Raw genomic sequence first — 26,515 nt, 5'->3', positions numbered from 1 at the left:
TCACGGCTGGAAGCGCCCGAAACCGGCGCTCCCCGGCGGGCGCCGGGGTGTCCGGCTCCGTCGGGCGTGACGTACGGTCGAAGCACGCTGCTCGCCCCGCATGGGCGACCTCATGCCACAGCACGAGAGGAAGGCATCCCATGGATCACATCCGTCTTGGTCACTCCGGTCTGTACGTCTCCCGTCTGGCGCTGGGGACGATCCCCTTCGGCTCCGGAGGCGGCTTCGAGAAGATCGCCGGGCTCTCGGTGGACGATGCCCGTCGGCAGCTCGACGAGGCCATCTCCCGCGGCGTGAACTTCATCGACACGGCCAACATCTACTCGGCCGGGGACTCCGAACGGGTGCTCGGCGAAGCCCTGGGGAATCGCCGCGAGGACATCATCCTCACCTCCAAGGCCCGCACCTCCATCGGCGAGGGCCCCAACGACACCGGCGCCAGCCGGCAGCACGTCACCCGCGCGGTCGAGGACAGCCTGCAGCGCCTGGGCACCGACCACCTCGACCTGCTGTACATGCACCAGTGGGACGGCCAGACGCCGATCCTCGAGACCATCCAGACCGTCACCGACCTGATCCGTGCCGGCAAGGTCCGCTACTGGGGCGTGTCGAACTACAGCGCGTGGCAGCTGACCAAGACGGTGTACGAGGCGCGGCAGGCCGGGCTCGAGGCCCCGATCGCGCAGCAGGTCTACTACACGCCCGAGGCTCGCGAAATCGAGTACGAGATCATCCCGGCCGCCCGCGACCTGGGGGTCGCAACGTTCGGGTGGAGCCCGCTGGGCGAGGGCCTGCTCAATGGCAAGGTGCGCCGTGGCCAGGAGACGCCGTCGGATACGAGGCAGGGCACGGGCTGGCCGGAGCCGCACGTGACGGACCGCGAGCGCGCCTACGACCTCATCGAGCTGTTCGACGAGATCGCCGAGGACCTGGGCTGGACGATCCCCCAGGTGGTGATCTCCTGGATCCTCAATCGGCCGGGCGTGGACGGCACGGTGATCGCCGCCCGGTCGTTCGAGCATCTCCAGGAGGACCTCGACGCCGCCGACCTCACCCTCCCCCAGGAGGCCCGTGACCGCATCACCTTGGCCTCCCAGCAGCCGGCCTACTACCCGCTGTGGCACCGCCTGCTCAACGGACAGGACCGACCGGAGCCGGCCGAGGCCGAGTTCTACCAGGAGCACCAGCGGGCGCTGGACGCTGCAAAGGAGGAGTGACCCCGGTGCGCGGCGCGCTAGGGAAGCTGGTCTGGTCACTGCCGGAGTATGTCGCCTGATGGAACGGGGCCACCGGGCACCGGCGTGATCCCCAGGCGCGCCCGGAATCCACCCTGGGGTTGATCCTCACCATCCCGTAGGCGGATCCGCGCCGCGCCGGCCCGTTCGTAGTCTGCGGTTACTCGCCGGGAACGGCTCGGCGGGAACGCAGAGACGAAGGACGACCCCGTGAGCACCTACAGCACGATCACCCACCACGGCACCGGCAAGGGCACCGCCAGCTTCGTCCTCGGTGTCTGCTCCCTGCTCGCCGGTTGGATCCTGATCGCCCCGCTCGTCGGTCTGCTGCTCGGCATCTCCTCGCTCGGGAACGAGCCGGCCGCCCGCGGCCGCGCCGGATGGGGCATCGTGCTGAACCTCCTGTCGATGCTCGGGTGGATCATCGCCTTCGTCCTGCTCGCCGTGGCCGGCGTCGGCCTGACGTTCCTCAACGGCAATCTGGACGTGGGCTCACTCCTGGGCGCATGACTCCGGCCCGGTGCGCGCTCGGACGCCGTGGTCGCGCCCTGATCGGGGCCCTCAGACAGTGTGAAGAGACCACCGCTGGCCCCGCTGCTCTACGGGCCTCAGGCATCGCTCTCAGGCCGACGGCCGCTTCGTCCGCATCACCTTGTGGGTGCCGTCGCACCACGGCTTGATGGCCGATCCCCCGCACATGCACACGGCACTGACCGGTCGCCAGGTGCGGTGCTCCTCGCCGTCCTCGTCCTGGATGACGTGCTCCCCGCGCAGCAGCATCGGGCCGCCCGGGCACAGGACGACGTCGGGGTGAGCGTCTGCCGCCTCGGCGCTCATGCTGCCCACTCCGCGAGCATCCGCTCGGCGTAGCGATCGTCGACGTGCATCGAGGCCCAGGCGCCGAAGTAGATGTTCTCGTACTGGTCGGGGTTCTCCTCCAGCAAGGTGCCGCAGACGTTCCGGATCGCGAGCTGCTCGTGGACCGCGTCGGCCTCCACGTGCTCGGTGTAGTACTCGATGATCTCCGCAGGGAATCCCAGGCGCTCCAGGCCTCGGGCGACCTTGCGGGATGGCGCGGAGCTGGTGGCTTCGAAAGCGCCGAGGAAGCCGAGGGACGCCGCCCGCAGCCGGCGGTTCAGGCCGAACATGCTCATGACGTTGTCCTGCTCGAGGATCTCCAGCGGGGCCTCGTCGATGTAGGCGCCGAACTCGGAGGACAGGCCGCTGGCCTCGAGGCCACGCGCGAAGAGCTGGGCGTGCAGGCGGTTGGGGTCGCCGCCTCCGTACTCGTCGTACTGCAGTTCGACCACGGCCGCTTTGACCCGGTTGGTCAGCCGCGGGATCGTCCACGTGGTGTGGTCGGATTCCTTCAGCGTGTAGATCGACTTGTGGCGCAGGAACTGGCGCATCTGGTCCGCCGTGGCCGCGCTCTGCAGGTGGCCCACGACCGACGGGCCGTCATGGCCGGCGACGAAGGCGAAGAAGTTCTCGGCGAAGTCGCCGGGCTCGGGGAATTCAGGGGCGCGGTCGCGGAGCTCCTGTTCGAAGCTCTGTTCCAGCTGTCGTCGCAGGCCGATCAGATGCGGGTCCCATTCCAGCTCATCTGCAACATCGTCGAAGCCGCGGTGGTGCAGCTCGAACAGGGACCACAGGGCGATCTGGACGTCGTCAGGGCCGTCGGCCTCGGGAACCGACCCCACCCGTGCGGTCTCCCCCGAACGCATCGCGTCCAGGACCGCGTCGCTGAGGGATCCTCGCGCCGTGGGGGTCAGCATTGCTCGCTCCCGGTTCCGACGAATATCCGTGGCGCTGCAGCGGGTCGCGCAACGGTGGGCGGGCACGTCAGCGGGCGCATGGAAGTCCTCATCTCGCGGTCATCGACGCGCGGCCGGGAACAGATCGCCCGGAGTCTATGGCCCTGTGCGACTGCGGCTCACGCACCTGCCCGGGACGCGTGAGCCGCGGTCGGGGCGGTCCAGCTAGGCGGCGGCACGGAAGGCCTGGTCACGAGGGTGCACGACGACCCGTACGGTCAGCTGACTGACCCGCGGCAATCATGAACCTAGTGGTCGGTACGCTCACGACGGCGGGCTCCGGTCGCATGTCGGTGTGGCGAACGGAGTGCTGGACGGCCTGGCGAACGGAGTGGCGGCAAATACTGATCACCTCGAGGCAGCTTCAGCGGACGGGTGTACCCACTACACTCCTTCTCACGTTGTAATCTACGGAGGGCGACGATGGTGTCACGCCATGAGCGACGCGCGCAGGTGCGCGGCTGGCAGCGCGCCGTCCTGGTGGCGTTCGCCCTGGGAGGGTTCTCGCTCTCGAGCTGGGCGACGCGACTGCCTGCCATCCGCGAGACGCTCTCGCTGGACAACGCGCAGCTCGGCCTTGCTCTGCTCGCCCCCACCATCGGCTCGGCGCTCGGCCTCGTGGCGGCACCGATCATGCTGCGCACCTCCGGGGCACGACGTGCTCTACTGGTCATGCTCGGTGCCGCGGCTACCGGGATCGCGGTTGCGGGTGGGGCGGTCTGGGCGAGCAGCGTGGCGGGATTCCTCGTCGGCCTGGGAATCGCCGGGCTCGGGATCGGGGCGACCGACCTGCTGATCAACATCGACGGCGCCTCGGTCGAACGTCTCGCCCGGCGCACACTGATGCCGTTCCTGCATGCAGCCTGGCCGGCGGGTGCGGTCCTCGGCGCCGGGATCGGCGCCGTGTGCGCACGGCTGGGGATCGCACCCGCGGCGCAGCTGCTCGGGCAGGCGGTCCTCGTCGTCCTCGCCGCGGTAGTCCTGGTGCGGTTCGTCCCCAGTGGGTCGCGGGGCCTGCGCCGGCGGAAGGATCCCGGGACGACGTCGCGGCGCCGGCTCAGCGGCGTGGTGGATCTGCGCCTGCTGGCGATCGGTGTCGTCATGTTCGCCGCGGAGTTCGGCGAGGGCGCCGCAAACAGCTGGCTGAGCATCGCCATGCGGGATGCCCTGCGGCAGTCCGAGGCTTTCGCCGCCGGAGTCGTCGGCGTCTATGCGGCCGCGCAGGTGCTGATCCGGGTGGCCGGCGGCCCGCTGGTGGACCGCTTCGGACGGGTGACGATGATCCGCGCCTGCACCGCGCTCGGCGCTCTCGGCGTGGCTGCCATGGCCCTGGATCTCGGCGTTCCCCTCGCGGTTCTCGGCGTGCTGCTGTGGTCCGTGGGGGTCTCCATGGGTTTCCCGTTGGGGATGTCCGCCGCGGCCGAGGGGCCCGACGGCGCCCGTCGGGCCTCGACCGTCGCCAGCGTCGGATACGTCGCGAACCTCGTCAGCCCGCCGCTCATCGGCTTCCTGGCCAGTGGCTACGACGTGCTGACGGCGTTCTGGCCGATTGCGGGGCTGTTCCTCCTCAGCGCCGCACTCGCTCCGGCCTTCCGCTCCTCCCGGCGGCGGACCTGATCCTGCAGCGGCCGTCCCTGAACAAAGGCGTGGGGGCACGACGACGTCTGTACCGTGGGCCGTATGAGCGATATCCGGGTGTTCGCGGGCCGTGCCAGTGAGTCGTTCGCGGCCCTGATGTGCGAGCGGCTCGGCGTGCCGCTCAGCGACACCCGGTTGCAGCGGTTCGCCAATGACTGCCTGGAAGTGCAGCTGATGGACAACTGCCGGGAGCGGGACGTCTACCTCGTCCAGTCCATCGCCGCCCCGGTCCAGGAGCACCTCGTCGAGCTGCTGCTGATGATCGACGCGGCGCGCGGGGCCAGCGCCTCACGGATCACCGTGGTGATGCCGCACTTCGCCTACGCCCGCTCCGACAAGAAGGACGCCCCGCGCATCTCCGTCGGCGGCCCCCTGGTCGCGGACCTGCTGGCCACCGCGGGAGCGGATCGGGTGCTGACGATGACGCTGCACGCCCCGCAGGTCCAGTCCTTCTTCCGGATGCCGACCGATCAGCTTCACGCGCTGCGGGAACTGGCCGATCACTTCTCCGGCGAGGACCACTCGAACACGACCGTCGTCTCCCCCGACCTCGGCAACGCCAAGAGCGCCACCGCGTTCGCGCGCCGGATCGGTGCCCGCGTCGCCGCGGGCGCCAAGGAGCGCTTCGAGGACGACCGGGTCGTGATCACCTCCCTGATCGGCGACGTCGCCGGCCGCGACATCATCGTCCTGGACGACGAGATCGCCAACGGCAGCACGGTCATCGCCATCCTCGAGCACCTGCGCAATGCCGGTGCCGGGCGCGTCCGCGTCGTGTGCACCCACGGGATCTTCTCCAACGGCGCCCTCGACCGCATCGGTGCCGCCGAGGAGGTCGACGAGATCGTCACCACGGACACGGTCCCGCGCCAGGGCAAGGACCACCCCAAGCTCAGCGTGCTCAACGTGGCCCCGGCCTTCGCGGAGGCCGTGCGCAGGATCCACAGCGGCGACTCGGTCAGCGCGCTGTTCGGCCCCACGGCGCTGTAGGCGGCGACCCCGCGGCACCTCCCGTCTCTATTCGATGACCCGTCATCTATTCGACGACGTGTGCAGTGTCCGCCTGATGCACCGTGCACTCATCCACGCTCGCCCGTTCCTCCGCCGTCGGAGGCTCGAAGAGCGTCAGGATCCGTGCCAGGTCTCTGCGGGAGACGGGAGCAGCCCCCTGCTCGCCGCGCGCCGAGCGCTGTTCGAGGCGCCGCCACAGCTCGGGTTCCGGGACCTCGAAGACGTGCCAGTGGATCCGTGCGCCTCGCGCGCGGGCGTCGGCGAAGACCATGGTCCGCTCCTCCTGCATCCAGAGACCGTCCTCGAGGATGACGTCCACGTCGTGCTCGAGGAGGGCGAGGGCGTGGCGATACAGCCGTTGCTGGAGGCGTTCGTGGACGGCGGCGTCGGCCATGTCGAGGCCGAGGTCGTCCTGCCAGTCGTCGGTGGAGATCCGCAGGCCGTGACCGTCTGCCTCGAGCCGGCGGGCAAGAGTGGTCTTCCCGGAGCCGGGCGGGCCGCAGAACAGGTTCAGGACAGCCATGGGCACAGTTTCGCATGGTTGCCCCGTCGGCCTGCGCGCCACCGTTCGGTAGGTCCCGCCCCAGAACCTTCCACCGCTGACCTGTTGCTGGCTACGGTCCAGGCAGCGGGCCGTCGAGCGCCCGTTCGGAAGGACGACACGACAAGGAGCGAGATCATGACCCACCACGTCAGTTCCATGCTGGAGACCTACCCGAAGGACCTCGGCAGCATCGATCAGCAGAAGCTGGCCGAGTGCATCGAGGCCTGCTTCGAATGCGCCCAGACCTGCACCGCGTGCGCCGACGCCTGCCTGGCCGAGGACATGGTCGCGGACCTGCGTCAGTGCATCCGTCTGAACTCGGACTGCGCCGACGTCTGCGAGACCACCGGCCGGGTGCTCTCACGTCAGACCGGGAAGAACGTCGAGCTGAACCGCTCGCTGCTCGAGGCCTGCCGAACCGCCTGTGCCGCCTGCGCCGAGGAGTGCGAGAAGCACGCGGAGATGCATCAGCACTGCAAGGTCTGCGCCGAGGCCTGCCGCCGCTGCGAGCAGGCGTGCGCCGACCTGCTCTCTGCGATGGGCTGAGAGGGAGCCCGCCGACCGACCCCCGCCGCACTGCGGCCTGAAGCACGTACCGCAGCGCACGTGAGTCACACGCACAGAGGGAGCCCGGCCGACGATGGCCGGGCTCCCTCCGTGCGCGAGAGATCACCGCTCGGTGACCCTCGGTGCGTGGACATGCGGGACGTGCGAAAGGGGACGACCGGATGGCCGTCCCCTTTCGGGGTCAAGGGCCGCTGCGGCCCTCGGGAGTGATCAGTTGTTGCCGCTCTGCTGACCGCCCTGACGGCCGGCCTGGCTGGGATCGGCGGAGTTCTCTTCGCCGAAGCTGCCCGAGCTGGCCTGGCCACCCTGGCGGCCCGCTTCGCTCGGATCGGCCGAGTTCGACTCACCGAAGCTGCCCGAGCTCTGCTGGCCGCCTTCGCGACCGGCCTGGCTCGGATCGGCGGAGTTGGAGTCGCCGAAGCTGCCGGAGCTGGCGTAGCCGCCCTGCTGACCGGCCTGGCTGGGATCGGCCGAGTTCTGCTCGCCGAAGCTGCCCGAGCTCTCCTGGCCGCCCTGCTGGCCGGCCTGGCTCGGATCGGCCGAGTTCTGCTGGCCGAAGCTGCCCGAGCTCTGCTGACCGCCCTGGCTGGCCTGCTGTTCCGTGTCGTCCCGATTGCCGAACTGCCCGGGGTTGTTCTGATCAGCCATGATGAACTCCCTTCATGTCCGCCGGCCGGCGGCCGGCCGAGCTATCTGCTCGTGACCAAAACGTTATGCACAGTGAGAGCCGCTTCTCAACCCCCACGACCGACCGTTAAGCCCCCGGCCATCTCGGCGGAACCCGCACGTCGACCGCCGGCCGACGGCACCACGGCCACGAGCCGCAGCGCACTTCTCGCCGCTGGCCTCGACGCTCATCGAGCTGACATACCCCGCCCGGCGCGCCCCGGCCAGTCTCCTGCCGATATCCGGTCCGACCGGTCGGGAACCCTTGGCGGCCCCTCGCGGCGTGGCTACGTTGGCGAATGGGACCAGCCCCCGACGCAGACCCGTCGGAGCCGGCCCCTCTCCCGAGACGTCGACGCCGCACCGCGGCACCCACGATGACTCGATTCCGCAGAGGACCGATCATGACCACAGCCCGACCCGACCCCGCGTCATCCGCCGGCCGCACCCCCGGCACCGGCCGCTCCCCCATCCAGATCGCATCCCTGGTGTACGGCGTGATCTTCCTTCTCGTCGGCATCGCGGGATTCATCCCCGGCCTGACCGCCGACGTCGGCTCCATGCAGTTGGCCGGGCACCATTCCGAGGCGATGCTGATGGGCATCTTCCAGGTCTCGATCCTGCACAACGTCGTGCACCTGCTCTACGGGATCGCCGGCCTCGCGCTGGCGAGCCGCCCCTCCCTGGCTCGCCTCTACTTCCTCGTCGGCGGCGCCGTATACCTGGTGCTGTGGATCTACGGGCTCGTCATCGGCGACCACTCGATGGCCAATTTCGTGCCGCTGAACACGGCCGATGACTGGCTCCACTTCGTCCTCGGTGTCTCCATGATCGGCCTGTCGTTCCTGCCCCGCCTCGGGCCCGGCCGCACCGCCACCGCGACCCAGTACGGAGGCGCTGAGCACGGGCGGCACTGACTTCTTCGTCGGTGCCCCGCTCTCGCGGGCGCACCACTGACCGCTTCGCCGACGACGCCTGGCGCGGATCGCCGGCGAAGCGACTGGATCGACAGAATCGCCCCTGAAGGAGAAGATCCGTGTTCTTCCACAAGCAGGAACTGCAGTTCAAGGCCACTCCCGACAAGCCCGACGCCGTCTACGCCCGCAAGCTCCAGGAAGTGCTCGGCGGCCAGTACGGCGAGATCACCGTCGCCATGCAGTACGGCTTCCAGGCCTGGAACACCCACATCCCCGGCAAGTACCGCGACCTGCTCTACGGGATCGGCGCCGAGGAGTTCGGGCACGTCGAGATGCTCGCGACCATGATCGCCCAGCTGCTGGAGAAGGCTCCGATGGGCGTGACCGAGGACGCGGTGCAGTCCGATCCCACGATCGCCGCCGTCGTGGGCGGGATGGACGTCCAGCACGCCATCGTCGCCGGCGCCGGGGCACGCCCCGTGGACAGCAACGGGAACCCGTGGAGCGGCAGCTACATCACCGCCAGCGGCAACCTGCTGGCCGATTTCACCTCCAACGCCAACGCTGAGATGCAGGGCCGCACCCAGGTCGCTCGGCTGTACCACATGACCGACGACTCGGGCGTGCGCGACCTGCTCTCGTTCCTGCTGGCCAGGGACACGATGCACCAGAACCAGTGGACCGCGGCGGCCCGTGAGCTGCAGGAGGAGGGCCTCGAGCAGATGCCTGTTCCGAGCAACTTCCCGATCAATGACGAGTACCGCGAGGCGTCCTACCAGTACCAGAACTTCTCCGACGGTCAGGCGGCCTCCGAGGGCTCCTGGGCCAGTGGCCCCACGCCCGACGGGAAGGGCGAGTTCAGCTACCACGACGGGCCGACGACCTCCGCGCCGATGCCGGAGCCCACCCGCCCGGACCCGCGGCTGTACGGCACCACCGACAAGCCCAACCCGATCGAGAAGGCCACCGGGGCCGTCAAGGACACGTTCAACAAGCAGTGAATCACCACGCACTGACCGCACACCGCTGCCCGCGCGGCGGGCAGCAGTGGGAAGGAGAACCATGACGGAGAACCAGTACGGCCATACCGATCCGGAGCCCACGCGGCCGTCCCAGGCCGAAGGGGAACCGGACGAGGACCTGATGCCGGCGGGAGACGCGAGCGACGAGCCGGAGCCCACCGAGCAGGACGACGGCGAGCGCTTCGATCCGGACCCTCTGCGGCCTTCGCAGGCCGAAGGTGACTCGCAGGGTTGAGCAGACAGCCCTCGGGGCCGCCCCGGTGCCTTCGGGCCCCGGGGCGGCCTTGTCAGCTCCCGGCCCGCTCGGACGCTCCGGCACGTCTCCCGTCTCGCGCGCGGGCCTGGGTCTGAGTCAGAATCTCTGATCATCACGGTGCCCCGGCCCGCGCTCGGCGGCCCGCAGACGAACGACACCTGGAGGTCACATGTCCACCGAGATGCGGCGCATCGGGTCGCTCGACGAGCTCGAGGCAGAGCTGCGCGAGAATCCCGAGCTCTTCCTGCGCTACTCAGAGGGTCCCGATGCGGACCGGGAGGGCGGGAGCATGGACAGTGAGAGTGGGCTGGAGATGCCGGGGCTGTCCGTGAACCCCATGCATCCCGAGTCGTGGTGGACCCGGCCCGTCACCGACTGGCTGGCCCGGCAGCTGTGCCAGTATAAGGATCTGGCGGAGAAGAACCCGGAACGCTTTGCGTGGGTGCTGCGCGGCGAGCGCGTCGGCAACGGGCCGGACTGCGAACCGCTGATGACGAACGTCGAGCCCATCGCGCGGCTGGAGCCCTCCGTGCTCGAGGAGGCCGAGCGCGTGTACGAGGAGAACTTCGACGCCGGCCAGGGCCCGGAGGACTGAGCGCCCGGAAGAGCGAGCGCTCCCCACAGCTCAGCGCGCCCCGCGGCCCAGCGCCCCCGCCGCCAGCACGACACGCGGCCCAACGCGCCCGCCACCAGCACGACACGCGGCCCAACGCCCCCGCCACCAGCACGACACGCGACCCAGCGCGCCCATTCCACCGAAACATGCCGCGAGCGGCACGGATCAGTGGAACGGAACGGCGCGTCGCCTACCGTTCCGGCTCGTGCTGCCCGAAAACTCCTCCACCCGTCGGCCCCCGCGCTTACGCTTCCGGTGAGCGCACGACGCCGCGTCGGCGCCCTCGTGGAGGAGGACATCATGCCCGCAGCCCTGCACCCCTACCTGAACTTCCCCGGCAACGCCCGAGAGGCTTTCGAGTTCTACGGCTCGGCCCTCGGGGCCACGCCCCAGTTCGCCACCTTCGGAGAATTCGGAGCCGTCCCGGACGGCGACCCCAGCGCCGACAAGATCATGCACGGCAGCCTCGAGGTCACCGACCTCATCAAGCTCTACGTCTCGGACGTCATCGAGGGCATGTCCCCCGAGGGCTTCGTCCAGGGCAACAACGTCACGCTGTCCCTCATGGGCGATGACGACGCCGTGCTGCGCAGCGCCTACGAGAAACTCTCCGAGGGCGGCACCATCACCATGCCGCTGGAGAAGCAGATGTGGGGCGACGTCTACGGCAGCTTCACCGACCGCTTCGGCATCGTCTGGCAGGTCAACATCTCCGGCTCCGACGAGGGCTGACGCTCCACTCGCGAGCAGCTGTCGGGACTGTTGCGCCTCGTGCGATGAAGGGGCTCGCCCTCTGGCATGGCTGTCCATGAGCGGGACCACTGTCCATCAGCGGGACGTCAGTCGCAGATGCCGTGCTGAGAGCACGGCGAGCCCGACTGACGTCCCGTCGACGGACAGCACCTGCTCGTCGAACGGGTCACGAACGGGCACGCGGGCAAGATTCGTCGCCTCGCAGGCTCGACAGGACCGGTCACGCACGGACAGACAGGATTCGCCGACTGACGGGCCGGCTGGCTCGCTGCCCGACCGGCTCGCTGGCCGGCTGGCCAGCTGGCCAGCTGGCCAGTCTTACCGCGCGAAGTCGAGGACCAGCCGACCGCGCACGCCGCCCGCCTCCAACCGGCGGTGGGCCTCGGCCGCCTCGCCGGCGGGCAACACGTCGGCGACGCGAAGCGTGAGCACGCCCTGTTCCGCCTGGTCACGCAGGGTCTCGAGCTTCTCGCGCTCCTCGGCGACCTCGGCCACCATCACGGGATGAACCCGCAGGTCGCGCTCACCGTTGCCTCGATATCCGCGGAAGGTGGCCACGGAGCCGCCGTCCTTGACGGCGGGCAGCACCTGCTCGTTCTGGATCGCCCCGTCGGCGAGACCGTCGACGCCTTCGGGGTAGAGCTCGCGGATCCGCTCGACAACCTCGTCGCCCCGGGGCACGATGGCGTCGGGCCCGAGGGAGCGCACCAGTTCCTCGTCCTTCTCGGCGGCGTCGGCGATGACGGCCAGTCCGTCGGCCTTGGCGAGCTGGATCAGGTAGCCGCCCAGCGCTCCGGCAGCGCCGGTCACGGCCAGCACCCCGCCGGGCGGGAGACCCAGCAGGTCCAGCGCGTGGCGCGCCGTCATGCCGTTCATGGGCAGGGTGGCGGCTTCGGCGTCGTTCGCCTCGCGCGGCGCGCGGACGACCGAGCCGACGGGCAGGACGATCTCTTCGCGGTAGGCGCCGTGCTCGCCGTGGGGCACGACGATGCCGATGACGCGGTCGCCCTCGGCCAGATCGGTCTCGGTGTCCGGGCCGACCTCGACCACGGAACCAGCGATGTCCATGCCGGGGACGATGCCGGCGATGCCCTGGTCGCTGCCGTCGCGGGGCGGCATGCTGCGCTTGCCGGTGTCGGTGGGGTTGACGGTCGCGGCGGTGACGCGGACCCGCACCTGGCCGGGGCCGAGGTCCTCGGCCGGGACGTCGATCTCGTGGAGGACCTCGGGCCCTCCGTGCTCGGTTACTCCGATGGCTCTCATAAGTCCTGGGTATCACGGGTGCGCGAGGTCGCGCACGGGGCGTGAGGGAAGAGATATCCCGCGGCGACGAGACGGCGCAGGCAACGGGCGGGCGTCACGAGTCAGCGGGCCACGGACCGTCCGGTCCTCGAGCCTGCCCCGGTGCACGAACGGCGTGCCTCAGCTTTCGCCGCGGCGCCCGCTCTGGTGCCGCACCGGCCGGGCGACGCGCGCCGGTCCCGCGGCTCGGCTGGACGTGCCGGTCTCGCGCAGCCGCAGCAGTGCCTCGCGCAGATACGGCATCGCATACTCCACCGCCCCGCGCCCGGCGGGCTGGATCAGCTCTTCCCTGATCAGGCGACTGCGATGGACGTTCTGGTTGTTCACGTTCAAGCCCATCCGCGCCGCGATCTCCGAGACCTGGGACGGCCCCTCGTCCTCGATCATGGCGTAGAGGTACTCGAGTTTGCGGCCGGTGATGTCGCGCAGCGCCGGGCCGTGGACGTTGTAGATCATCGCGTCGATCGTCGGCTCCCGCGCACCCTCGACGTCCTCGATCTCGATCACGTCGGCCTCGCCGCTGCGCTGCCACGCGTGCGATCCCACCACCTGCATCAGATAGGGGTAGCCCCGTGAGATCTGGCCGGCCCGCACGGCGGCCTCGGGGGTGATGGACTTCGCGGTGTCCGAGACGGTCAGGCGGATGACCTCGGCCGCGGTTCCCTCGTCCACGCTCCCCACTTCGACCTTGTGGGCACGGCGCAGGAACGTGGTGCGCGGGTGGGCCAGCAGCTCGTCGACCCCGGCGCGGATCCCCGCGGCGACGAAGCCGACGGCGTAGCCGCGTCCGATGAGGTCCTGCATGTGCTGGGCGATCTCGTGGAGCTGGTCGCGATCAGCGGACTGGACCTCATCGATGCTGACCACGAGCCCGCCGCCCTCCTCGGTCAGCAGCTCGGCGAGCCGCTCCAGCAGCCGCCCCAGGGGGACGGCCTCGCCGTCATAGCGGTCGATGAGCTCGCCACCGGCACCGGCGCGCGCCCCGAAGGCGCCGACGGTCGCGGACGTCGGCCGGATCGACTCGGCTTCGGGATCGGTCTCCCGCAGCAGGTCCACGGTGGCACCTCGCAGCTCCTCGACCATGGACGTCGAGGAGGTGTGCAGGATGATGGTGCGCCAGCCGGCGAGGTCGGCGACGTCGTGCATCTGCGTCAGCAGCACCGTCTTGCCGACGCCCCGGGCGCCCGAGATCAGCACGGAGCGCTCGCCCACCGAGCGGCGGCCGGCGAGCGCCTCACCGAAGTCCTCCAGCGGCGAGCCCTGCATCGCCAGTACGCGCGGGGTGAGCCCGAATCCCGGTGTGAACGGATTGCTGTCCATGCGCGACCTCCCGAATCGTCGAGCGCCACGCTAGCCCATGCGGTTTATGTCCGGTTACACAGTCACGACTGTTATAGACTGTTATACACCAACGGCCAGCAGCGATCCGCCCGCCAGAGCCGCAGTCCGTCACCCTCCCCGTCCGTCGTCGCCCCTGCCGCGGCGCTCATCGAGGTCGTGGGAGCGACCGCCCCGTCCCCGCCCACGCCCGCCTCCAGCAGAGCCTGACAGGCGCGCCAGCATACGATCGCCCCATGGAGCCGACACCTTCCCCCACGCCGTCCTCCGCACCGAGAGCGAGCGCTGCCCCCGCCTCGCCCGGGAGCGAGGGACGCCTCGCCTACATCGACGCAACCGCCGGCATCGCCGGGGACATGCTGCTGGGCGCCCTGGTCGATGCGGGTGCGGATCTCGAGGCCGTGCAGCGGGTGCTCGACGCCCTGATCCCGGGTTCGGTGCGTCTGGCGAGCCGCTCCGTGGACCGGGGTGGCCAGCGTGCGGTGAAGGTCGACGTCGACGTGCTGGTCGAGAATCCTCCGCACCGCACGTGGGCGTCGATCCGCGCCCTGCTGGAGGGCGCTCGAGCCCGCGAGGACGTCCCGGGGCGCACGATCGACCTGGCCCTGAACGTGTTCGGGCGCCTGGCCGAGGCCGAGGGGAACACCCACGGGGTCCCGGCCGACGACGTCCACTTCCACGAGGTCGGCGCCCTGGATTCTCTGGCCGACGTGATCGGCGCCTGTGAGGCGTGGCGGCAGCTGGGCATCACCGAGGGCGCAGGCAGCACGATCGCCGTCGGCAGCGGACGCATCCGTGCAGCGCACGGCGATATCCCGGTGCCGGTACCGGCCGTGGTGCAGCTCGCGGTGGGGTGGCCGACGGTAGCAGGCGAGATGCTGCCGGCGCGGGGGCACTCCCATGGGAACGGCCACGATCACGGGCACGACCACGAGCCAGGCCACGGGCACCACAGCGACCACGGGCACCTTCACGCCCACGCCCACGCCGACGCCGACGCCGACGACAATGACGGCGACCACGCCGATCACCAGGCGCATTCCGGGGATTCGTCTGCCGCTCCCCCGGTCCCCGAGCACGTCGCCGGCGGCCCCCACGAGCACGGCGGTCGCCGCGTCCCGCCGGGCGTCGCGCCCGGCATCGGCGAGCTCGCCACCCCCACCGGCGTGGCCCTCCTGCGCGGCCTGGCCCCGACCTCCGGTCCCCAGCCGACCCTGATCAGCGAAGCGGTCGGTATCGGGGCGGGCACGAAGGACACTCCCGGACGTCCCAACGTCGTCCGGGTGCTCGTCGGCAGGCCGGTCTCCGAGCTCCCCGCCCCGGAGACCATAGGCCTCGGAGACGCTCACGACACCCCGACGTCGGCCCTCCAGCTCGAGGCCAACGTCGATGACCTCGATCCGCGGCTGTGGCCCGGCGTGATCGACGACCTGCTCGAGCACGGCGCGCTCGACGCCTGGCTGACCCCCGTCGTCATGAAGCGCGGCCGCCCCGGGGTCACCGTCCATGCCCTGGTCAGGGAGGAAAGCGCCGGGAAGACGGCTGAGCTGATGATGGACCGCACCGGCACGCTCGGGGTGCGCAGACACCGGGTCGAGCGCGTGATCCGCACCCGGGAGTTCACCGAGGTGGAGGTGCGCGGGCAGCGCATCGCGGTGAAGGTCGCCCGCGATGCGGACGGCACCGTAGCCCGCCGCGAACCCGAGTTCCGGGACGTCGCCGCGGCCGCTCGGGTGCTGGGGATGAGCGAGCGCGCGATGCTCGATCTGGCACGGGAATCCGCGGCCGGCCTGACGGACGGCGATTCGTGACGGATACTGAGGTGGGACCACCGACGCCCCAGGAGGACACCATGGTTGCCCTGACCGACGTGACCACGAAGGCCATCGACGAAGCGAGGGCGGCCGAGAACGGTCGCCACGCCGAGATTCTCATCAATGACGGTCTGCTCCGCCAGACGGTCATCGCCCTGACCAAGGGCACCGTGCTGCCCGAGCACAACTCCCCGCCGGCCGCGTCCATCCAGGTGCTCGGCGGTGCGCTGCGCGTGACCGGGGACGAGCCGGTGGTTCTGGAGAACGGGATCATCGGGGCGCTCGCGCACCAGCGGCACTCGGTCGAAGCGCTCGAGGACTCGGTGTTCCTGCTGACCGCAGTGGTCAGCGTGCCCGGCACCGACAGCTACGGCGGCCCCGGCTCACGCACCGGCGAGGTGCCCAAGGTCGAGGCCGAACCGCCCAGCGACGCGGAGCAGGCCGCGCAGCTGCGTGAGACGGACCAGCAGACCGGCGGCGGCCGCATCGACGGCTGATCCTGCCCGCCCGCACGATCGATCCCGCCGACTACTGGCGCGTCAGCGGGTGCCGTTGCCATATAGCGATCGGCACCCGCTATGTCGCCAGTACCCGGCCACGGTCGCCGGCGCCGGCCGTGTCAGGCGGCCACGCGGGAGTCGTCGCGGATCTGGCCGACCAGCTCCTCGAGCATGTCCTCCAGCGTGACGATGCCGATGACCTCGCCGTTCTCGTCGGTCGCCGCCCCCAGGTGCGCCCCGGAATCCTGCATCACGGTCAGAGCCTGGCGCAGCGGCTCGTCGGCTCCGACGAAGGGCAGGGCGCGGATGCGCTCGGCCGGGATCGGGTCCTCGCGGTGCTCGGCCATCGAGTCGAGCAGGTCCTTGATGTGGACGTAGCCGGTCAGGCGCCCGTCGGCGGACTGCACCGGGAACCGGGAGAAGCCCTCCACAGCGGCGGCCTCGGCGGCCGCCGCGGTGACGCCCTCGGGGAGAGTGGAGACCTTCTCCAGGGGGATGACGAGGTTGACGACGCTGCGGGCTTCGAAGGTCAGCGCGCCCAGCAGCAGGGCCTCGTCGTTGTCCTCCAGCAGCCCGCCCTGGCGGGATTCGCTGACCATCGCCGCCACCTCGTTGCGCGTGAACACGCTGGTCACCTCCTCCTTCGGGGTGACGCCGAGGATGCGCAGCACCACGTTGCCGATGCCGTTGAGCAGCCACAGCAGAGGCCGCAGCACGGTGACGATGCCCATCAGCAGCGGAGCGAGGATCAGCGCCATCCGCTCCGGGCCGGCCAGGGCGATGTTCTTGGGCACCATCTCGCCGAAGACGACGTGGAGGTAGGTGACCAGGGACAGCGCGATCACGAAGGCGATCGGGTGGGTCAGTGCGCCGGGCACGCCGACCGCCTCGAAGGGCACCTCGAGCAGGTGGGCAATGGCCGGTTCGCTGATGGCGCCGAGAGCCAGGGAGCACACGGTGATGCCCATCTGGGCCCCGGCCATCATCAGCGAGACCTGCTCCATCGCGGAGATGGTGATCCTCGCAGCCCGATTGCCGTCGAGGGCCTTGGGTTCGATCACGGAGCGCCGGGCCGAGATCAGGGCGAACTCGGCGCCGACGAAGAACGCATTCAGCGCCAGCAGCACGAGGGTGAGGGAGATGCCGAGCCAGGTGCTCATCGGGTCACCTCCTGTGTGCGGTGCCGGGCGACCTTCTCGGGCTCATCGTGCTCCGCGGCTCGGTGTTCCAGGGCGCGGGAATCGACAGCCGGGCCATCCTCGCCCGCGCCGTCGTTCGCCTCGTCGTCCTCGTCCTCGTCCTCGGCAGCCGGTTCGACCTTCACGTGGACTGTCTCGATCCTCAGACCGTCGACCTCGGTGACCTGAATCCGCAGTCGGGCCGGGTCCTCGCCGGGGGCGGGGTCGGTGTCCACGACGATCTCGTCGCCGACCTCCGCGAGCCTGCCCAGCTCCAGGGTGACCAGGCCGCCGAGGGTGTCGTAGTCCTCGTGCTCGGGCACCGTGACCCCGAGGCGCTCGGTGGCCTCGTCGGGCCGCATGCGCGCATCGAGGTCCCAGGAGCCGTCGGGCTCGGGGGTGTCGTCCATCTCCTCGTCGTGCTCGTCGCGCACCTCGCCGACGATCTCCTCGACCAGGTCCTCGAGCGTGATCAGCCCGGCGTAGTCGCCGAACTCATCGACGACCACGGCCATCTGCAGCCCGCCGGAGCGCAGGGTGTCCATGAGGTCGTCCAGCGGGACCGTGTCCGGCACGAACGTCACGTGGCCCATCACCGCGTCGACGCGGGTGGTGGGGCGCTCGTCGAAGGGGACGGCCAGGCCGTGACGGATGTGCGCCACCCCGACCACCTCGTTCTCATCGGTCAGGACCGGGAAGCGGGAGTGGCCCGTGGTGCGCGCCAGCTCCAGCAGGTCCACGACGGTGTCGTCGATGTCCAGGGCGTCCATGCGCCCGCGCGGGACCATCGCGTCGTGGGCGCGGCGGTCGCCGAAGGCGAGCGTGCGCTGGACCAGGCTGGCGGTCTCCTCGGCGAGGGCGCCCTCGTCGGCCGATCGCTTGACCAGCACCGAGAGCTCCTCGGCGCTGCGGGCAGAGCCGAGCTCCTCCTGGGGTTCGACGCCGAGCGCCCGGACCACGGCGTTCGCGTTGCCGTTGAACAGCCGGATGGGCAGCGAGAAGATCGTGGTGAACAGGCGCTGGAAGCCGACCACCAGCTTCGCCGTGCGCAGCGGCTCGGCGATCGCGAGGTTCTTGGGCACCAGCTCGCCGAAGATCATGGTCATGCCCGTGGCCAGGACCAGGGCCAGCGCGACCGAGACCGAGCGGGCCCCGACCTCGCTGAGCCCGGCGCCCACCAGGGGCGGGCCGACCAGCTGGGCGATCGCGGGTTCGGCGAGGAAGCCGATCCCGAGGTTGGTGACGGTGATGCCGAGCTGGGCGCCGGAGAGCTGCGTGGAGAGGGTCTTCATCCCCCGCAGAACGCCGACGGCGCGCTTGTCGCCGGCTTCGGCGGCTGCTTCGACGTCGTTGCGGTTGGCGGTGATCAGGGAGAACTCGGCGGCGACGAAACCGCCGCAGGCGATGACGAGCAGCAGCCCGGCGCCGAGCGAGAGGAGAGGACCGATCAGGTCCATCGGCGGATCCCCCCGCGGAAAGTCTGTGTGCTCAGGCCCGAAGGCCTTCGACTGTCACTAGGGGCGTCGCTGGCGGCGCTCATGATCTCCTGGTGCTCCTCGGTTCCGCCCCGGCTCTCGGAGTGGAATGAGGGAATGCTACAACCCGCACGGGCGCGGCGGGAGGGATGTGGAGAGCGAGGTTCGACGCGGAGGGGCGGACGTCGCGCTCACCGGTCGTCGGCCGCGGACCGCGTGCGCTCGTCGGCCCGCTGCCGGACGAAGCTCGCGATCGCTCGCAATTCCACCTCATCGACCGCGTGACCGAGCTGAGGGCGATGCACCTCGTCGAGCCGGGTGTGGGCGCTCATGAACTCCCGTACCTGGTCCACGCGCTGCGGATCGAACAAGGGGTCCAGGCCGCCGTGGCCCCACAGCGCGGGCGGGCGCACCTCGGCGAGCGCGGCATCCCCCGGCATGGGCGCGGGGAACGGCGCTCCGGAGAGCTGAACGATCCAGTCCAGCGCCCGGGGATCGCGGCGCAGCAGCTGCAGGGCGAGCATTGCGCCCTGGGAGAAACCGATGGCACCGACGACGGGGGCGCTCTGCGCGGAGATCCAGGTCTCGACGGCGGCGGCCGACGTCTGCAGCGATTCCGGGCGCTGAAAGTCGATGCTCGCATCCAGCCAGGCGTAGCCCTGGACGTAGCGGTGGATGCCGCGCAGGGAGGCGTAGGTGAACTGGGGCGCCAGCGACGGGGCGAGACCGGCGAGGTCGTGCTCGTGGCTGCCCAGGCCGTGCAGCAGCAGCACGATCGGGAGGTTCTGCTCGGGCCGCGAGGTGCGCGCCGGCTCAGGAGCGGATGACCACACCACGGCGGAGTCGTCGATGGACTCCGAGATCAGCTCGACCGGAGGGTTCTGCGGCGGGGTGCTCATGCATGCAGGCTAATCACTCGCGCGCTGCGGTCGCGCATGAGGACCGGCTGGAGAGTGGCGTCGGACGGAGAAGGTCCGGAACGGGCGGTACCGGAGCGAGGAGTGCCGAGAGGACGGCACAGGTCTCCGGGCAGGGGCAGACCCGCAGGTTGCGCCTGAGCGCTGGTCGGATGGACGAGGTCCGACCCCTGCGGGTCCGGGCAGCTCGGTGGAATTCGCTGCGGGTCCGTCGATCTGATGTCCCGCCGTGGCGGGTCAGGTCGATGGTCGCCTCAGCGGCGAGCCACCTCACATGTCCGATAAGACTTCATTCTTCGGACCACCTCCTTTCCTGTGTCCACTCAACGTACGACCGCCTCCCTCAGGCACGCAACGGATTATTCGCAGCGCGAAGTCCCTGCGCCGCGGACCGTCCGAGCCGCGAGTTCTCGGAGGCCGAGGCCCGCGCAGTCCGCCACGATCTGCGCAGCTTCGGCACCTCCGTGAGCCCGGGATCCGCGACCTTGTGGGAATGCCGGATGGTTACCAACAGGTTCACGGATGTCGCGCAGGCCCTCGAGGTCTCGCGCCGCGTCGCCTCGCGTCTGCTACGGCATGTCGGTGGTGTGACCGCTGTGCGACCGGGCGCTCGGGGGCGGGAACGATACGCGATCGTCGTGCTCGGGGCCGGGAACGGCGGGCGGGCACGGTACGCCATCGTCGCGCTCGGGGGCGGTCGGTGGCATCGGCGGCTGGAGCGGGTCCTGGGCAGCAGAGACGGGGCGCACCCGGATGGATGCGCCCCGTCTCCGTTCAGGTGTGCTCGCCGATCACGCGAGCGGTGGTGGCCTCAGACCTGCGGGCCGGGCTGCGGCGGAACGCTGGTCCCTGCCGGGCCCGTCCCTGCCGGACCACCCTGGCTGGGTCCACCCTGGCCGGGTCCACCCTGGCCCGGTCCGCCCTGGCCCGGCGCGGAGGAGCCGGCACCGGCGGTGGGCGGGTTCTGCTCGAGCTTCTCGAGCTGACGAGCGGCGGCGTCGCGGCCGCCGAGGCCGAAGGCGAGCACCGCGGCAGCGGCGGCGCCGATCACCAGGGCACCGAAGGCCATCTCGATGATCGAGTCGGCCACGCCCATGGACTGCAGGCCCATGGCGGTGAACAGGATGATGATCGCCCACTTCACGATGGTCGCGGCCGTGCCCGAGAGCAGCTTCGCCACGATCGTGGCGATGAAGAAGCCGGCGGCGATGATCGCGGCCCCGAACAGGACGCTGCCGCCGAGCTCGAGGATCTCGCTGAGCAGGGCGGTGATCTGCGGGAAGCCCAGCACCTGGGCACCCATCACGGCGAAGAACAGCACCACGGCGATCTCGATGATGCGCAGCACCGTCGGGGTCGCGGAGGTTCCGGGCGAGAGGACCTCGTGCTTCTGCAGCCAGCCGTCGATGCCCGATCCTTCGAGGATCGGACGGAACAGGCCGGTCGCGAAGCGGGCGATGAGCACGCCGATTCCCACCAGCGCAGCCGCGGCGATGATGTTCGGGATCGCCGTGAAGACGTCGCTGAGCATCTGCGAGGCCGGATCGGAGATCGAGGCGATCCCGAGGATCTGCAGCGCGGCGATCGACACCACGATCATGATCAGGGCGAACACCACCGAGGCGATGATCTCGGGAACGTTGGCGCCCGAGCTGGCCTGCTGTCCCGGCCGGCCCTGCTGCGGCGGCTGTCCCTGCTGCGGCGGCTGTCCCGGCTGGCCTGCCTGCGCAGCGGCGCCCTGGGGCGCGCCCTGCGCCCGGGCCGCGGAGCCGTCGGCGGAGGTGATGCCACCGGTCGCCTTCTGGAAGCCCGCCTGGGCGGTGCCCAGCAGCTTGCCGAAATCCACGGTGCTCAGTGCCGTCACGATGAGCGCGCGCACGATCTTGGCGATCGTCAGGCCGATGATGAAGACGAAGACCGCGCCGATGATGTTGGGGATGAAGCTGAGGCCCTGCTCCAGCATCGCCGTCACCGGCGAGAGGACCTGGGAGAGCTGGAAGATGCCGAGGATGATGATCAGGCCCAGCAGCCACACGATCATCGAGGCGATCGTGCCCAGGGAATTGCCCAGGCCCTCGCCGTTGACACCGGGCCTCCGCAGGGCGGGGATCCTCTGGGTCAGTTTCGCGACGCCGGCCTTGGCCAGCATGGCCAAGATCGCGGTGACGACCAGGATGACGACGGCGGCAAGGATCTTCAGTCCCAGCCCCGCTCAATCGACGGACGATAAGAAATCCACGGTGTCCTCCGGGAATCGGGAAGCAGTTGTGCACATCGACCGCGACCGGCGAGCGGGTCACCGGTCCCGAATCGATCGAAGAATCCTCACGGGCTCTTCACAGGTAGCATGGGGCATCCTGAGAGGTTCGTCCATCATCGCAGGTCACGACGGTCCCTGCGTGTCGTCCGTCACACCGGGCGTTCAGGCTCCCGGGTCGGTGAACTCCTGATTGAACTCTGTGGTGTCGGGGTCGGCTGCCACCGTGTCGGCGTCGGAGCCGGCCAGCTGACTGGTCTCGTCGGGCCCGTCACCGTCGGTGACCATCTCGTCGCCCTCGCGGTTGCCCTGCTCGGCCGCCGCGTACTCCTCGAGCCCGCGGTCCTGTGTGGCGTCGTAGCGGAAGCCGTCCGTGTTGCGTGAATCTCCGCCCTCGGCGGCGACCCGGTCGGTCTCCAGGGCGTCGTCGATGCTGGGCTCGCCGGGCGCCTCGTCGCCCGCCCGGGCGTATTCGTCCTGGCTCGTCTCGACGGTCTCCTCGAGCTCGAGGTCCTCGTCCGGGTCCACAGCGATGTTCTCGGCCGTCTCCTGCGCCGGGTCCAGGGCAGCGTCCTCCGCCGCGTCCTGGGCGGGGTCGACGGGGGCATCGTCCTCGGCCGGGTCCGCCTCGGGTTCCAGAGCGGGATCCTGGGTCGGCCCCAGCGCCGGGTCCTGCTCGGGGTCGACGGCGGGGTCGGGGTCCGGGGCGGTGGCCGGATCCTGCGTCGGGTCGGGGGTGAAGTCACCGGTCTGGGTCATGGGATGCCTCCTGGGCTGTCAGGGCTGACGGGGCCACGATGCTGGGCGGAGCGAGCCGGCCGACCTCGACGGAGCGAGCCGGCCGGACTCGATGGGGCGACAGGCTACGTCGAGGCCGCCCGGGAGTGCACCCGAGCGGCCTCGGTCAGGCGGGGCGGACGAGCGGACCGCGCGGTCATGCAGACTCGCGGCCTTCGCGGCCCGCGGCTCAGCTGAGCGCGTCGACGATGGCCTTGTTGAACGCGTCCAGGTCATCCGGCGTGCGGGAGGTGATCAGCCGGAAGCCCTTGGACTCATCGACCACGACCTCCTGGTCGCTCCAGTTGCCGCCGGCGTTGACCAGGTCGGTGCGGATGGTCGGGACCGAGGTGACGTCACGGCCCTCGACCAGGCCGGTGTCCACCAGCAGCCAGGGGGCGTGGCAGATCGCGGCGACGGGCTTGCCGTCGGAGGCGAACGAGCGCACCAGGGACTGCGCGGTCTCGTCGGTGCGCACGGTGTCGCCGTTGATCGTGCCGCCGGGCAGCACGATCGCGTCGAAGTCGGAGGCGTTGACGGAGTCCGTGGTGGCGTCGACGGGGACCTCCGGGCCGAATTCCTTGTCGGCCTTCATGGTGGTCACGGCGCCCTGCTTCGGCGCGGCCACGGTCACCTCGGCGCCGGCCTCCCGCAGAGCATCCAGCGGGCGCTGGAGCTCGTCGGCCTCGGTACCGAAGTTGCTGGTCAGGATAAGGACCTTACGGCCGTTCAGGGCAGTGCTCATGGTGCTGTCCTTCCCTCGTGCTTCCCGAAATGTCGCGGCGGCGAGGGCCCGGCAACCGGCTCCCTGCGGAGTGCTGCGGCGCCGGGTCCGCCTCGGGATCGACCGTAGCAAAATGCCCCTCCAGCGCCCCGACCGATCGGACGAGCGTGAGGCGCCGCCACGACGGGATGCCGCAGCGCTCAGCCTCTCCGTGCTCTGAGGTCCCCCGGCCCTGAGGTGGTCTCAGGTACGCCAGCCCTGAACTGCGGCCCCGGAGCCCGCGACCTCAGGTTCCGCAGAAGGTCATGAAATCCGCGCCGCCGTCGCCGGGGCCTTCCAGCTCCTCGAGGCCCGCGCGACGATCAAAGGGCCGACGGACGGCCTCCAGCAGGGTCCGCACCGGGTCGAGGTCACCCAGGTGCGCGGCACGCAGCGCCGAGTCCAGATGCACGTTGCGGGGGATGTAGACGGGGTTGTGCTGTTCCATCGCCGCGCGGGCGGCATCGGCCGCCTCCCCGTTGCCACGCAGCTCCAGCAGGCGCCGGTGCCAGTCCTCGAAGGGCGCCCGGTCCTGGAACAGCTCCGCCGCGCGGCCGTCGGTGAGTGCGCGGAAGAAGCCGGTGTGGTCCACGTGCTGCTGCTCGAGCAGCGTGAACAGGTCCGCACCGAGGGCACGGACCACATCGGGCGGGGCCGCAGCCGGGATGCCGAGCTTGGCAGCGAGGCCGCGGGCGTAGGCGTCGAGGTAGTGGGGCTCGAACCGCTCGAGCACGGCGGTGGCGGCCTCGACCGCGGCGTTCGGGTTCTCCGGATCGATGAGCGGGACCAGGGTCTCGGCGAAGCGAGAGAGGTTCCACAGGGCGATGCCGGGCTGATTGGCGTAGGCGTACCGGCCGCCCCGGTCGATCGAGCTGAACACGGCGCCGCGGCGATGCTCGTCGAGGAAGGCGCAGGGGCCGTAGTCGATGCCCTCGCCGGACAGCGCCATGTTGTCGGTGTTCATCACGCCGTGGACGAAGCCGGTCAGCATCCATTGCGCGACCAGCTCGGCCTGGGCCCCTGCCACGTGCTCGAGGAGGGCGAGCACCGGGTTCTCGGCGTCGCGGGCGGCAGGGTGGTGGCGATCGATGCTGTGCTCGGCGAGCGCCCGGCGCACGTCGAGGTCGTGGTGCCAGGTGGCGAACTCGAACGTGCCCACGCGCAGATGGCTCGCGGCCACGCGCACCAGCATCGCCCCCGGCTCGGGGGTGACGCCCTGGCGGGGCGCGATGGACTCTCCGGTGGTGAGCACGGCGAGCGCGCGCGTCGTGGGAAGGCCCAGGGCGTGGAGGGATTCGCCGACGACGGCCTCGCGGAGCATCGGGCCGAGCGGGGCCTTGCCGTCCCCGGCGCGCGCGAAGGGCGTGGGTCCGGAGCCCTTGAGATGGAGGTCCCGGCGCCTGCCCGAAGCATCGAGGACGTCGCCGAGCAGCACGGCGCGGCCGTCTCCCAGCTGCGGGTTCGGGGAGCCGAACTGATGACCGGCGTAGGCCTGGGCGGTGGTGAAGGGATGCTCGGGAGCCGGCGCACCGGCGGGCAGGGGCCTTCCGGCCTCATCGAGCTGCCCGGTCAGCAGCCCGATCCCCGCCTCGCCGCGCAGCCAGGCCGGGTCATAGCCGAGGTCTGCGGCGAGGTCCTCGTTCACCCAGGCGATCTCCGGTGACGGCGGCGTCTGCGCCTGCCACGGGACCGACAGGGCGGGCACCGCGGCGGCATAGGCCTGGTGCAGCTGCGGGCCGCGGGGCTGCACGGGCTCCGTGCTCTCCATACCATCGCCTCCTCCCGGTCGACGTCCCCGGCCACGCTACCGCTCCCACCCCCGGCCTTGACAGGAGGGTGATCGAGCGGCGAGGCTTGCCGAACCATTCTGAAACCCGGTTTCACAAGCCTCGCCGGGCCCTCGTCGCAGCCCCGCCCTCGCCGGCGTCGGACCGCGGACGGGTCGGATCACCGAAGGGACGCCGCATGGCACATGCCGACCGCGCCGCGCTCGCGGTGCGCCAGGCCAATTCGCGCGAGTGCCTGCTCGCCCTGCGCGAGGCCGCCGCCCCGCTCGCGCTGGCCGAGATCGCCTCCCGCACGGGCCTGTCCCGCCCCACGGTCGCCAGCGTCCTGCAGGAGCTCGAGGGCGCCGGGTCCGTGCAGCCGGCTGCCCCGGCCGAGCCCGGTCAGCCCGGCCGGCCCGCGCGCCGCTATGCCTTCCGGCCGGCCGCCGCGACCGCCGCCGCGGTCGACATCGGCTCGCACTCGGTCCGCTGCCTGCTGGCAGACGCCTCCGGTCAGATCCTCATGGAGCGCACGGTGGCCGCCGAGGACGGCTCGCGCCTGCCGGCCGCGGTCGAGGCGATCCGTTCCACCGGCCACCGCCCCAGCTCGGTCGCGGTCGCCGTCCCCGGCATCCTCGCCGCCGACGGCCGCCTCGCGCAGAGCCTCGCCCTGCCCGACCTCGTCGGCATCGACGTCGCCGACGAGCTCGAACAGCAGCTGGAGTGCCCGGTGGTGGTCGAGAACGACATCAAGCTCGCCGCGTATGCGGAACGGCATCTCGGCCCGCCGGCGGACAGCATCGCCTTCGTCCAGATCGGGCATCGCATCTCGGTGGCGCTGATCGTCGAGGGAGTGATCCTCCAGGGCAGCCATCGGCTGGCCGGTGAACTCGGCATCCAGCGCGGCATGCGCTGGACCGAGAGCTCCCGCCGCGGCCGGCTGACCTGGTCGACCGGTGAGGACGCCCGGCCCCTGTTCGAGCGCGCCGCGGCGGGAGATGCCGCCGCGGAGCAGGAGATCGACGCCTTCTGCGCCGAGATCGCCCCTCGACTGGTGACCGTTCTGCTCTCGATCGACCCCGAGCTGGTCGTCGTCGGCGGCGGCGTCTCCCGTGCCGGAGACACGCTGCTCGACCCCCTCCGCCGCCACATCCACCACCTGCTCATGGCGCCGGAGCGGCCCGACGTGGTCGCCGCGCGCCTGACCACCGACGGCTCCCTGGTCGGAGCGCTCGGGCGGGCCTTCGAGCACGGCTCGACGCGCCTGGTGGGGGTGCCCGACGTGCCGCCCCCGTGGACCCGCTTCCTCGCCCCAGCTCCTGACACAGCTCCCGCCCCTGCCCCTGCCCCTGCCCCTGCCCCTGCCACTGCCCCGACAGAAGGATGACT

Annotated in this window: 26 protein-coding genes; 13 read left to right on the top strand and 13 right to left on the bottom strand. The window is 70.7% G+C overall.

Translation table 11 applies throughout. The features are described 5' to 3' along the window. The first annotated feature begins 140 nt into the window (after positions 1 to 140). On the top strand, positions 141 to 1,217 hold the full coding sequence (locus ACFQRD_RS11650) for an aldo/keto reductase (RefSeq protein WP_377017797.1): 1,077 nt from the start codon (positions 141 to 143) through the stop codon (positions 1,215 to 1,217). A 228-nt stretch (positions 1,218 to 1,445) separates the two neighbouring features. After that, on the top strand, positions 1,446 to 1,745 hold the full coding sequence (locus ACFQRD_RS11645; protein ID WP_377017799.1) for a hypothetical protein: 300 nt from the start codon (positions 1,446 to 1,448) through the stop codon (positions 1,743 to 1,745). Positions 1,746 to 1,856: 111 nt separating this feature from the next. On the opposite strand, the gene ACFQRD_RS11640 is transcribed toward ACFQRD_RS11645, so the two are convergent. Next, positions 1,857 to 2,072 (bottom strand): CDGSH iron-sulfur domain-containing protein, encoded by a 216-nt coding sequence (locus ACFQRD_RS11640; RefSeq protein WP_377017801.1) that lies wholly within the window; start codon positions 2,070 to 2,072, stop codon positions 1,857 to 1,859. Continuing rightward, the gene (locus ACFQRD_RS11635) at positions 2,069 to 3,010 is read right to left on the bottom strand and encodes an iron-containing redox enzyme family protein (protein ID WP_377017804.1); all 942 of its coding nucleotides are present in this window, start codon (positions 3,008 to 3,010) and stop codon (positions 2,069 to 2,071) included. The genes ACFQRD_RS11640 and ACFQRD_RS11635 overlap by 4 nt, the downstream gene beginning before the upstream one ends. Positions 3,011 to 3,472: 462 nt before the next feature. Here ACFQRD_RS11635 and ACFQRD_RS11630 point away from each other — a divergent pair, with 462 nt between their 5' ends. Together ACFQRD_RS11630 and ACFQRD_RS11625 are read left to right on the top strand one after the other, a co-directional pair. Further along, positions 3,473 to 4,666 carry an MFS transporter gene (locus ACFQRD_RS11630; RefSeq protein ID WP_377017806.1) on the top strand — a complete coding sequence of 398 codons (1,194 nt, stop codon included), beginning with the start codon at positions 3,473 to 3,475 and terminating at the stop codon, positions 4,664 to 4,666. Positions 4,667 to 4,729: 63 nt separating this feature from the next. Continuing rightward, complete coding sequence (locus ACFQRD_RS11625; protein ID WP_377017808.1) at positions 4,730 to 5,677, top strand: ribose-phosphate diphosphokinase; 948 nt, start codon at positions 4,730 to 4,732, stop codon at positions 5,675 to 5,677. 46 nt (positions 5,678 to 5,723) lie between these two features. On the opposite strand, the gene ACFQRD_RS11620 is transcribed toward ACFQRD_RS11625, so the two are convergent. Next, a complete protein-coding gene (locus ACFQRD_RS11620; RefSeq protein WP_377017810.1) occupies positions 5,724 to 6,221 on the bottom strand; it encodes an AAA family ATPase in 498 nt (165 codons plus the stop codon). Positions 6,222 to 6,377: 156 nt separating this feature from the next. Here ACFQRD_RS11620 and ACFQRD_RS11615 point away from each other — a divergent pair, with 156 nt between their 5' ends. After that, positions 6,378 to 6,788: a four-helix bundle copper-binding protein gene (locus tag ACFQRD_RS11615; protein WP_377017812.1), complete on the top strand. Its 411-nt coding sequence runs from the start codon at positions 6,378 to 6,380 to the stop codon at positions 6,786 to 6,788. A 231-nt stretch (positions 6,789 to 7,019) separates the two neighbouring features. On the opposite strand, the gene ACFQRD_RS11610 is transcribed toward ACFQRD_RS11615, so the two are convergent. After that, positions 7,020 to 7,457 (bottom strand): stress protein, encoded by a 438-nt coding sequence (locus ACFQRD_RS11610; RefSeq protein WP_377017814.1) that lies wholly within the window; start codon positions 7,455 to 7,457, stop codon positions 7,020 to 7,022. A gap of 422 nt (positions 7,458 to 7,879) precedes the next feature. Here ACFQRD_RS11610 and ACFQRD_RS11605 point away from each other — a divergent pair, with 422 nt between their 5' ends. From ACFQRD_RS11605 to ACFQRD_RS11585, 5 genes are all read left to right on the top strand, one after another. Beyond that, positions 7,880 to 8,392, top strand: coding sequence for a DUF4383 domain-containing protein (locus ACFQRD_RS11605; protein WP_377017816.1), 513 nt, complete (start codon positions 7,880 to 7,882; stop codon positions 8,390 to 8,392). A 119-nt stretch (positions 8,393 to 8,511) separates the two neighbouring features. Continuing rightward, complete coding sequence (locus ACFQRD_RS11600) at positions 8,512 to 9,393, top strand: manganese catalase family protein (RefSeq protein ID WP_377017818.1); 882 nt, start codon at positions 8,512 to 8,514, stop codon at positions 9,391 to 9,393. Between the two features lie 61 nt (positions 9,394 to 9,454). Continuing rightward, the gene (locus ACFQRD_RS11595) at positions 9,455 to 9,649 is read left to right on the top strand and encodes a hypothetical protein (RefSeq protein ID WP_377017820.1); all 195 of its coding nucleotides are present in this window, start codon (positions 9,455 to 9,457) and stop codon (positions 9,647 to 9,649) included. A gap of 190 nt (positions 9,650 to 9,839) precedes the next feature. Further along, positions 9,840 to 10,265 carry a DUF6098 family protein gene (locus ACFQRD_RS11590; protein WP_377017822.1) on the top strand — a complete coding sequence of 142 codons (426 nt, stop codon included), beginning with the start codon at positions 9,840 to 9,842 and terminating at the stop codon, positions 10,263 to 10,265. A gap of 276 nt (positions 10,266 to 10,541) precedes the next feature. Further along, on the top strand, positions 10,542 to 11,018 hold the full coding sequence (locus ACFQRD_RS11585) for a VOC family protein (RefSeq protein ID WP_377017824.1): 477 nt from the start codon (positions 10,542 to 10,544) through the stop codon (positions 11,016 to 11,018). 339 nt (positions 11,019 to 11,357) lie between these two features. Here the strand turns inward: ACFQRD_RS11585 and ACFQRD_RS11580 are convergent, their stop codons facing one another. Then, on the bottom strand, positions 11,358 to 12,302 hold the full coding sequence (locus ACFQRD_RS11580) for an NADP-dependent oxidoreductase (protein ID WP_377017826.1): 945 nt from the start codon (positions 12,300 to 12,302) through the stop codon (positions 11,358 to 11,360). Between the two features lie 159 nt (positions 12,303 to 12,461). Next, positions 12,462 to 13,661, bottom strand: coding sequence for an AAA family ATPase (locus ACFQRD_RS11575; protein ID WP_377017828.1), 1,200 nt, complete (start codon positions 13,659 to 13,661; stop codon positions 12,462 to 12,464). A 254-nt stretch (positions 13,662 to 13,915) separates the two neighbouring features. On the opposite strand from ACFQRD_RS11575, the gene ACFQRD_RS11570 reads away from it, so the two are divergent. Both ACFQRD_RS11570 and ACFQRD_RS11565 read left to right on the top strand, forming a co-directional pair. Then, entirely contained in the window at positions 13,916 to 15,490 is a 1,575-nt protein-coding gene (locus ACFQRD_RS11570; protein WP_377017830.1) for a LarC family nickel insertion protein, read from the top strand. 41 nt (positions 15,491 to 15,531) lie between these two features. Further along, entirely contained in the window at positions 15,532 to 15,990 is a 459-nt protein-coding gene (locus ACFQRD_RS11565; protein WP_377017832.1) for a hypothetical protein, read from the top strand. Positions 15,991 to 16,112: 122 nt separating this feature from the next. Here ACFQRD_RS11565 and ACFQRD_RS11560 read toward each other — a convergent pair whose 3' ends face one another. The 7 genes from ACFQRD_RS11560 to ACFQRD_RS11530 all read right to left on the bottom strand — a co-directional run bounded on the left by ACFQRD_RS11560 (position 16,113) and on the right by ACFQRD_RS11530 (position 25,128). Continuing rightward, positions 16,113 to 17,153, bottom strand: coding sequence for a hemolysin family protein (locus ACFQRD_RS11560; protein ID WP_377792358.1), 1,041 nt, complete (start codon positions 17,151 to 17,153; stop codon positions 16,113 to 16,115). Next, the gene (locus tag ACFQRD_RS11555) at positions 17,150 to 18,628 is read right to left on the bottom strand and encodes a hemolysin family protein (protein ID WP_377017836.1); all 1,479 of its coding nucleotides are present in this window, start codon (positions 18,626 to 18,628) and stop codon (positions 17,150 to 17,152) included. Before ACFQRD_RS11555 ends, ACFQRD_RS11560 begins: the two co-directional genes overlap by 4 nt. Before the next feature lie 209 nt (positions 18,629 to 18,837). Beyond that, entirely contained in the window at positions 18,838 to 19,545 is a 708-nt protein-coding gene (locus ACFQRD_RS11550; RefSeq protein WP_377017838.1) for an alpha/beta hydrolase, read from the bottom strand. A gap of 829 nt (positions 19,546 to 20,374) precedes the next feature. Continuing rightward, the gene (locus ACFQRD_RS11545) at positions 20,375 to 21,757 is read right to left on the bottom strand and encodes a mechanosensitive ion channel (RefSeq protein ID WP_377804287.1); all 1,383 of its coding nucleotides are present in this window, start codon (positions 21,755 to 21,757) and stop codon (positions 20,375 to 20,377) included. A gap of 228 nt (positions 21,758 to 21,985) precedes the next feature. Beyond that, positions 21,986 to 22,579 carry a hypothetical protein gene (locus ACFQRD_RS11540; protein WP_377017840.1) on the bottom strand — a complete coding sequence of 198 codons (594 nt, stop codon included), beginning with the start codon at positions 22,577 to 22,579 and terminating at the stop codon, positions 21,986 to 21,988. Between the two features lie 208 nt (positions 22,580 to 22,787). Beyond that, a complete protein-coding gene (locus ACFQRD_RS11535; protein ID WP_377017842.1) occupies positions 22,788 to 23,342 on the bottom strand; it encodes a type 1 glutamine amidotransferase domain-containing protein in 555 nt (184 codons plus the stop codon). 265 nt (positions 23,343 to 23,607) lie between these two features. Then, entirely contained in the window at positions 23,608 to 25,128 is a 1,521-nt protein-coding gene (locus tag ACFQRD_RS11530; protein WP_377017844.1) for a YdiU family protein, read from the bottom strand. A 197-nt stretch (positions 25,129 to 25,325) separates the two neighbouring features. Here ACFQRD_RS11530 and ACFQRD_RS11525 point away from each other — a divergent pair, with 197 nt between their 5' ends. Then, positions 25,326 to 26,513: an ROK family protein gene (locus tag ACFQRD_RS11525; RefSeq protein ID WP_377792359.1), complete on the top strand. Its 1,188-nt coding sequence runs from the start codon at positions 25,326 to 25,328 to the stop codon at positions 26,511 to 26,513. Positions 26,514 to 26,515: the final 2 nt, after the last annotated feature.

The sequence above is a fragment of the Brachybacterium sp. GCM10030268 genome (assembly GCF_042666305.1).
Taxonomy (GTDB): domain Bacteria; phylum Actinomycetota; class Actinomycetes; order Actinomycetales; family Dermabacteraceae; genus Brachybacterium.
The sequence above is the reverse complement of the archived record's forward strand: the minus strand, read 5'-3'. Positions and strand labels throughout refer to the sequence as shown.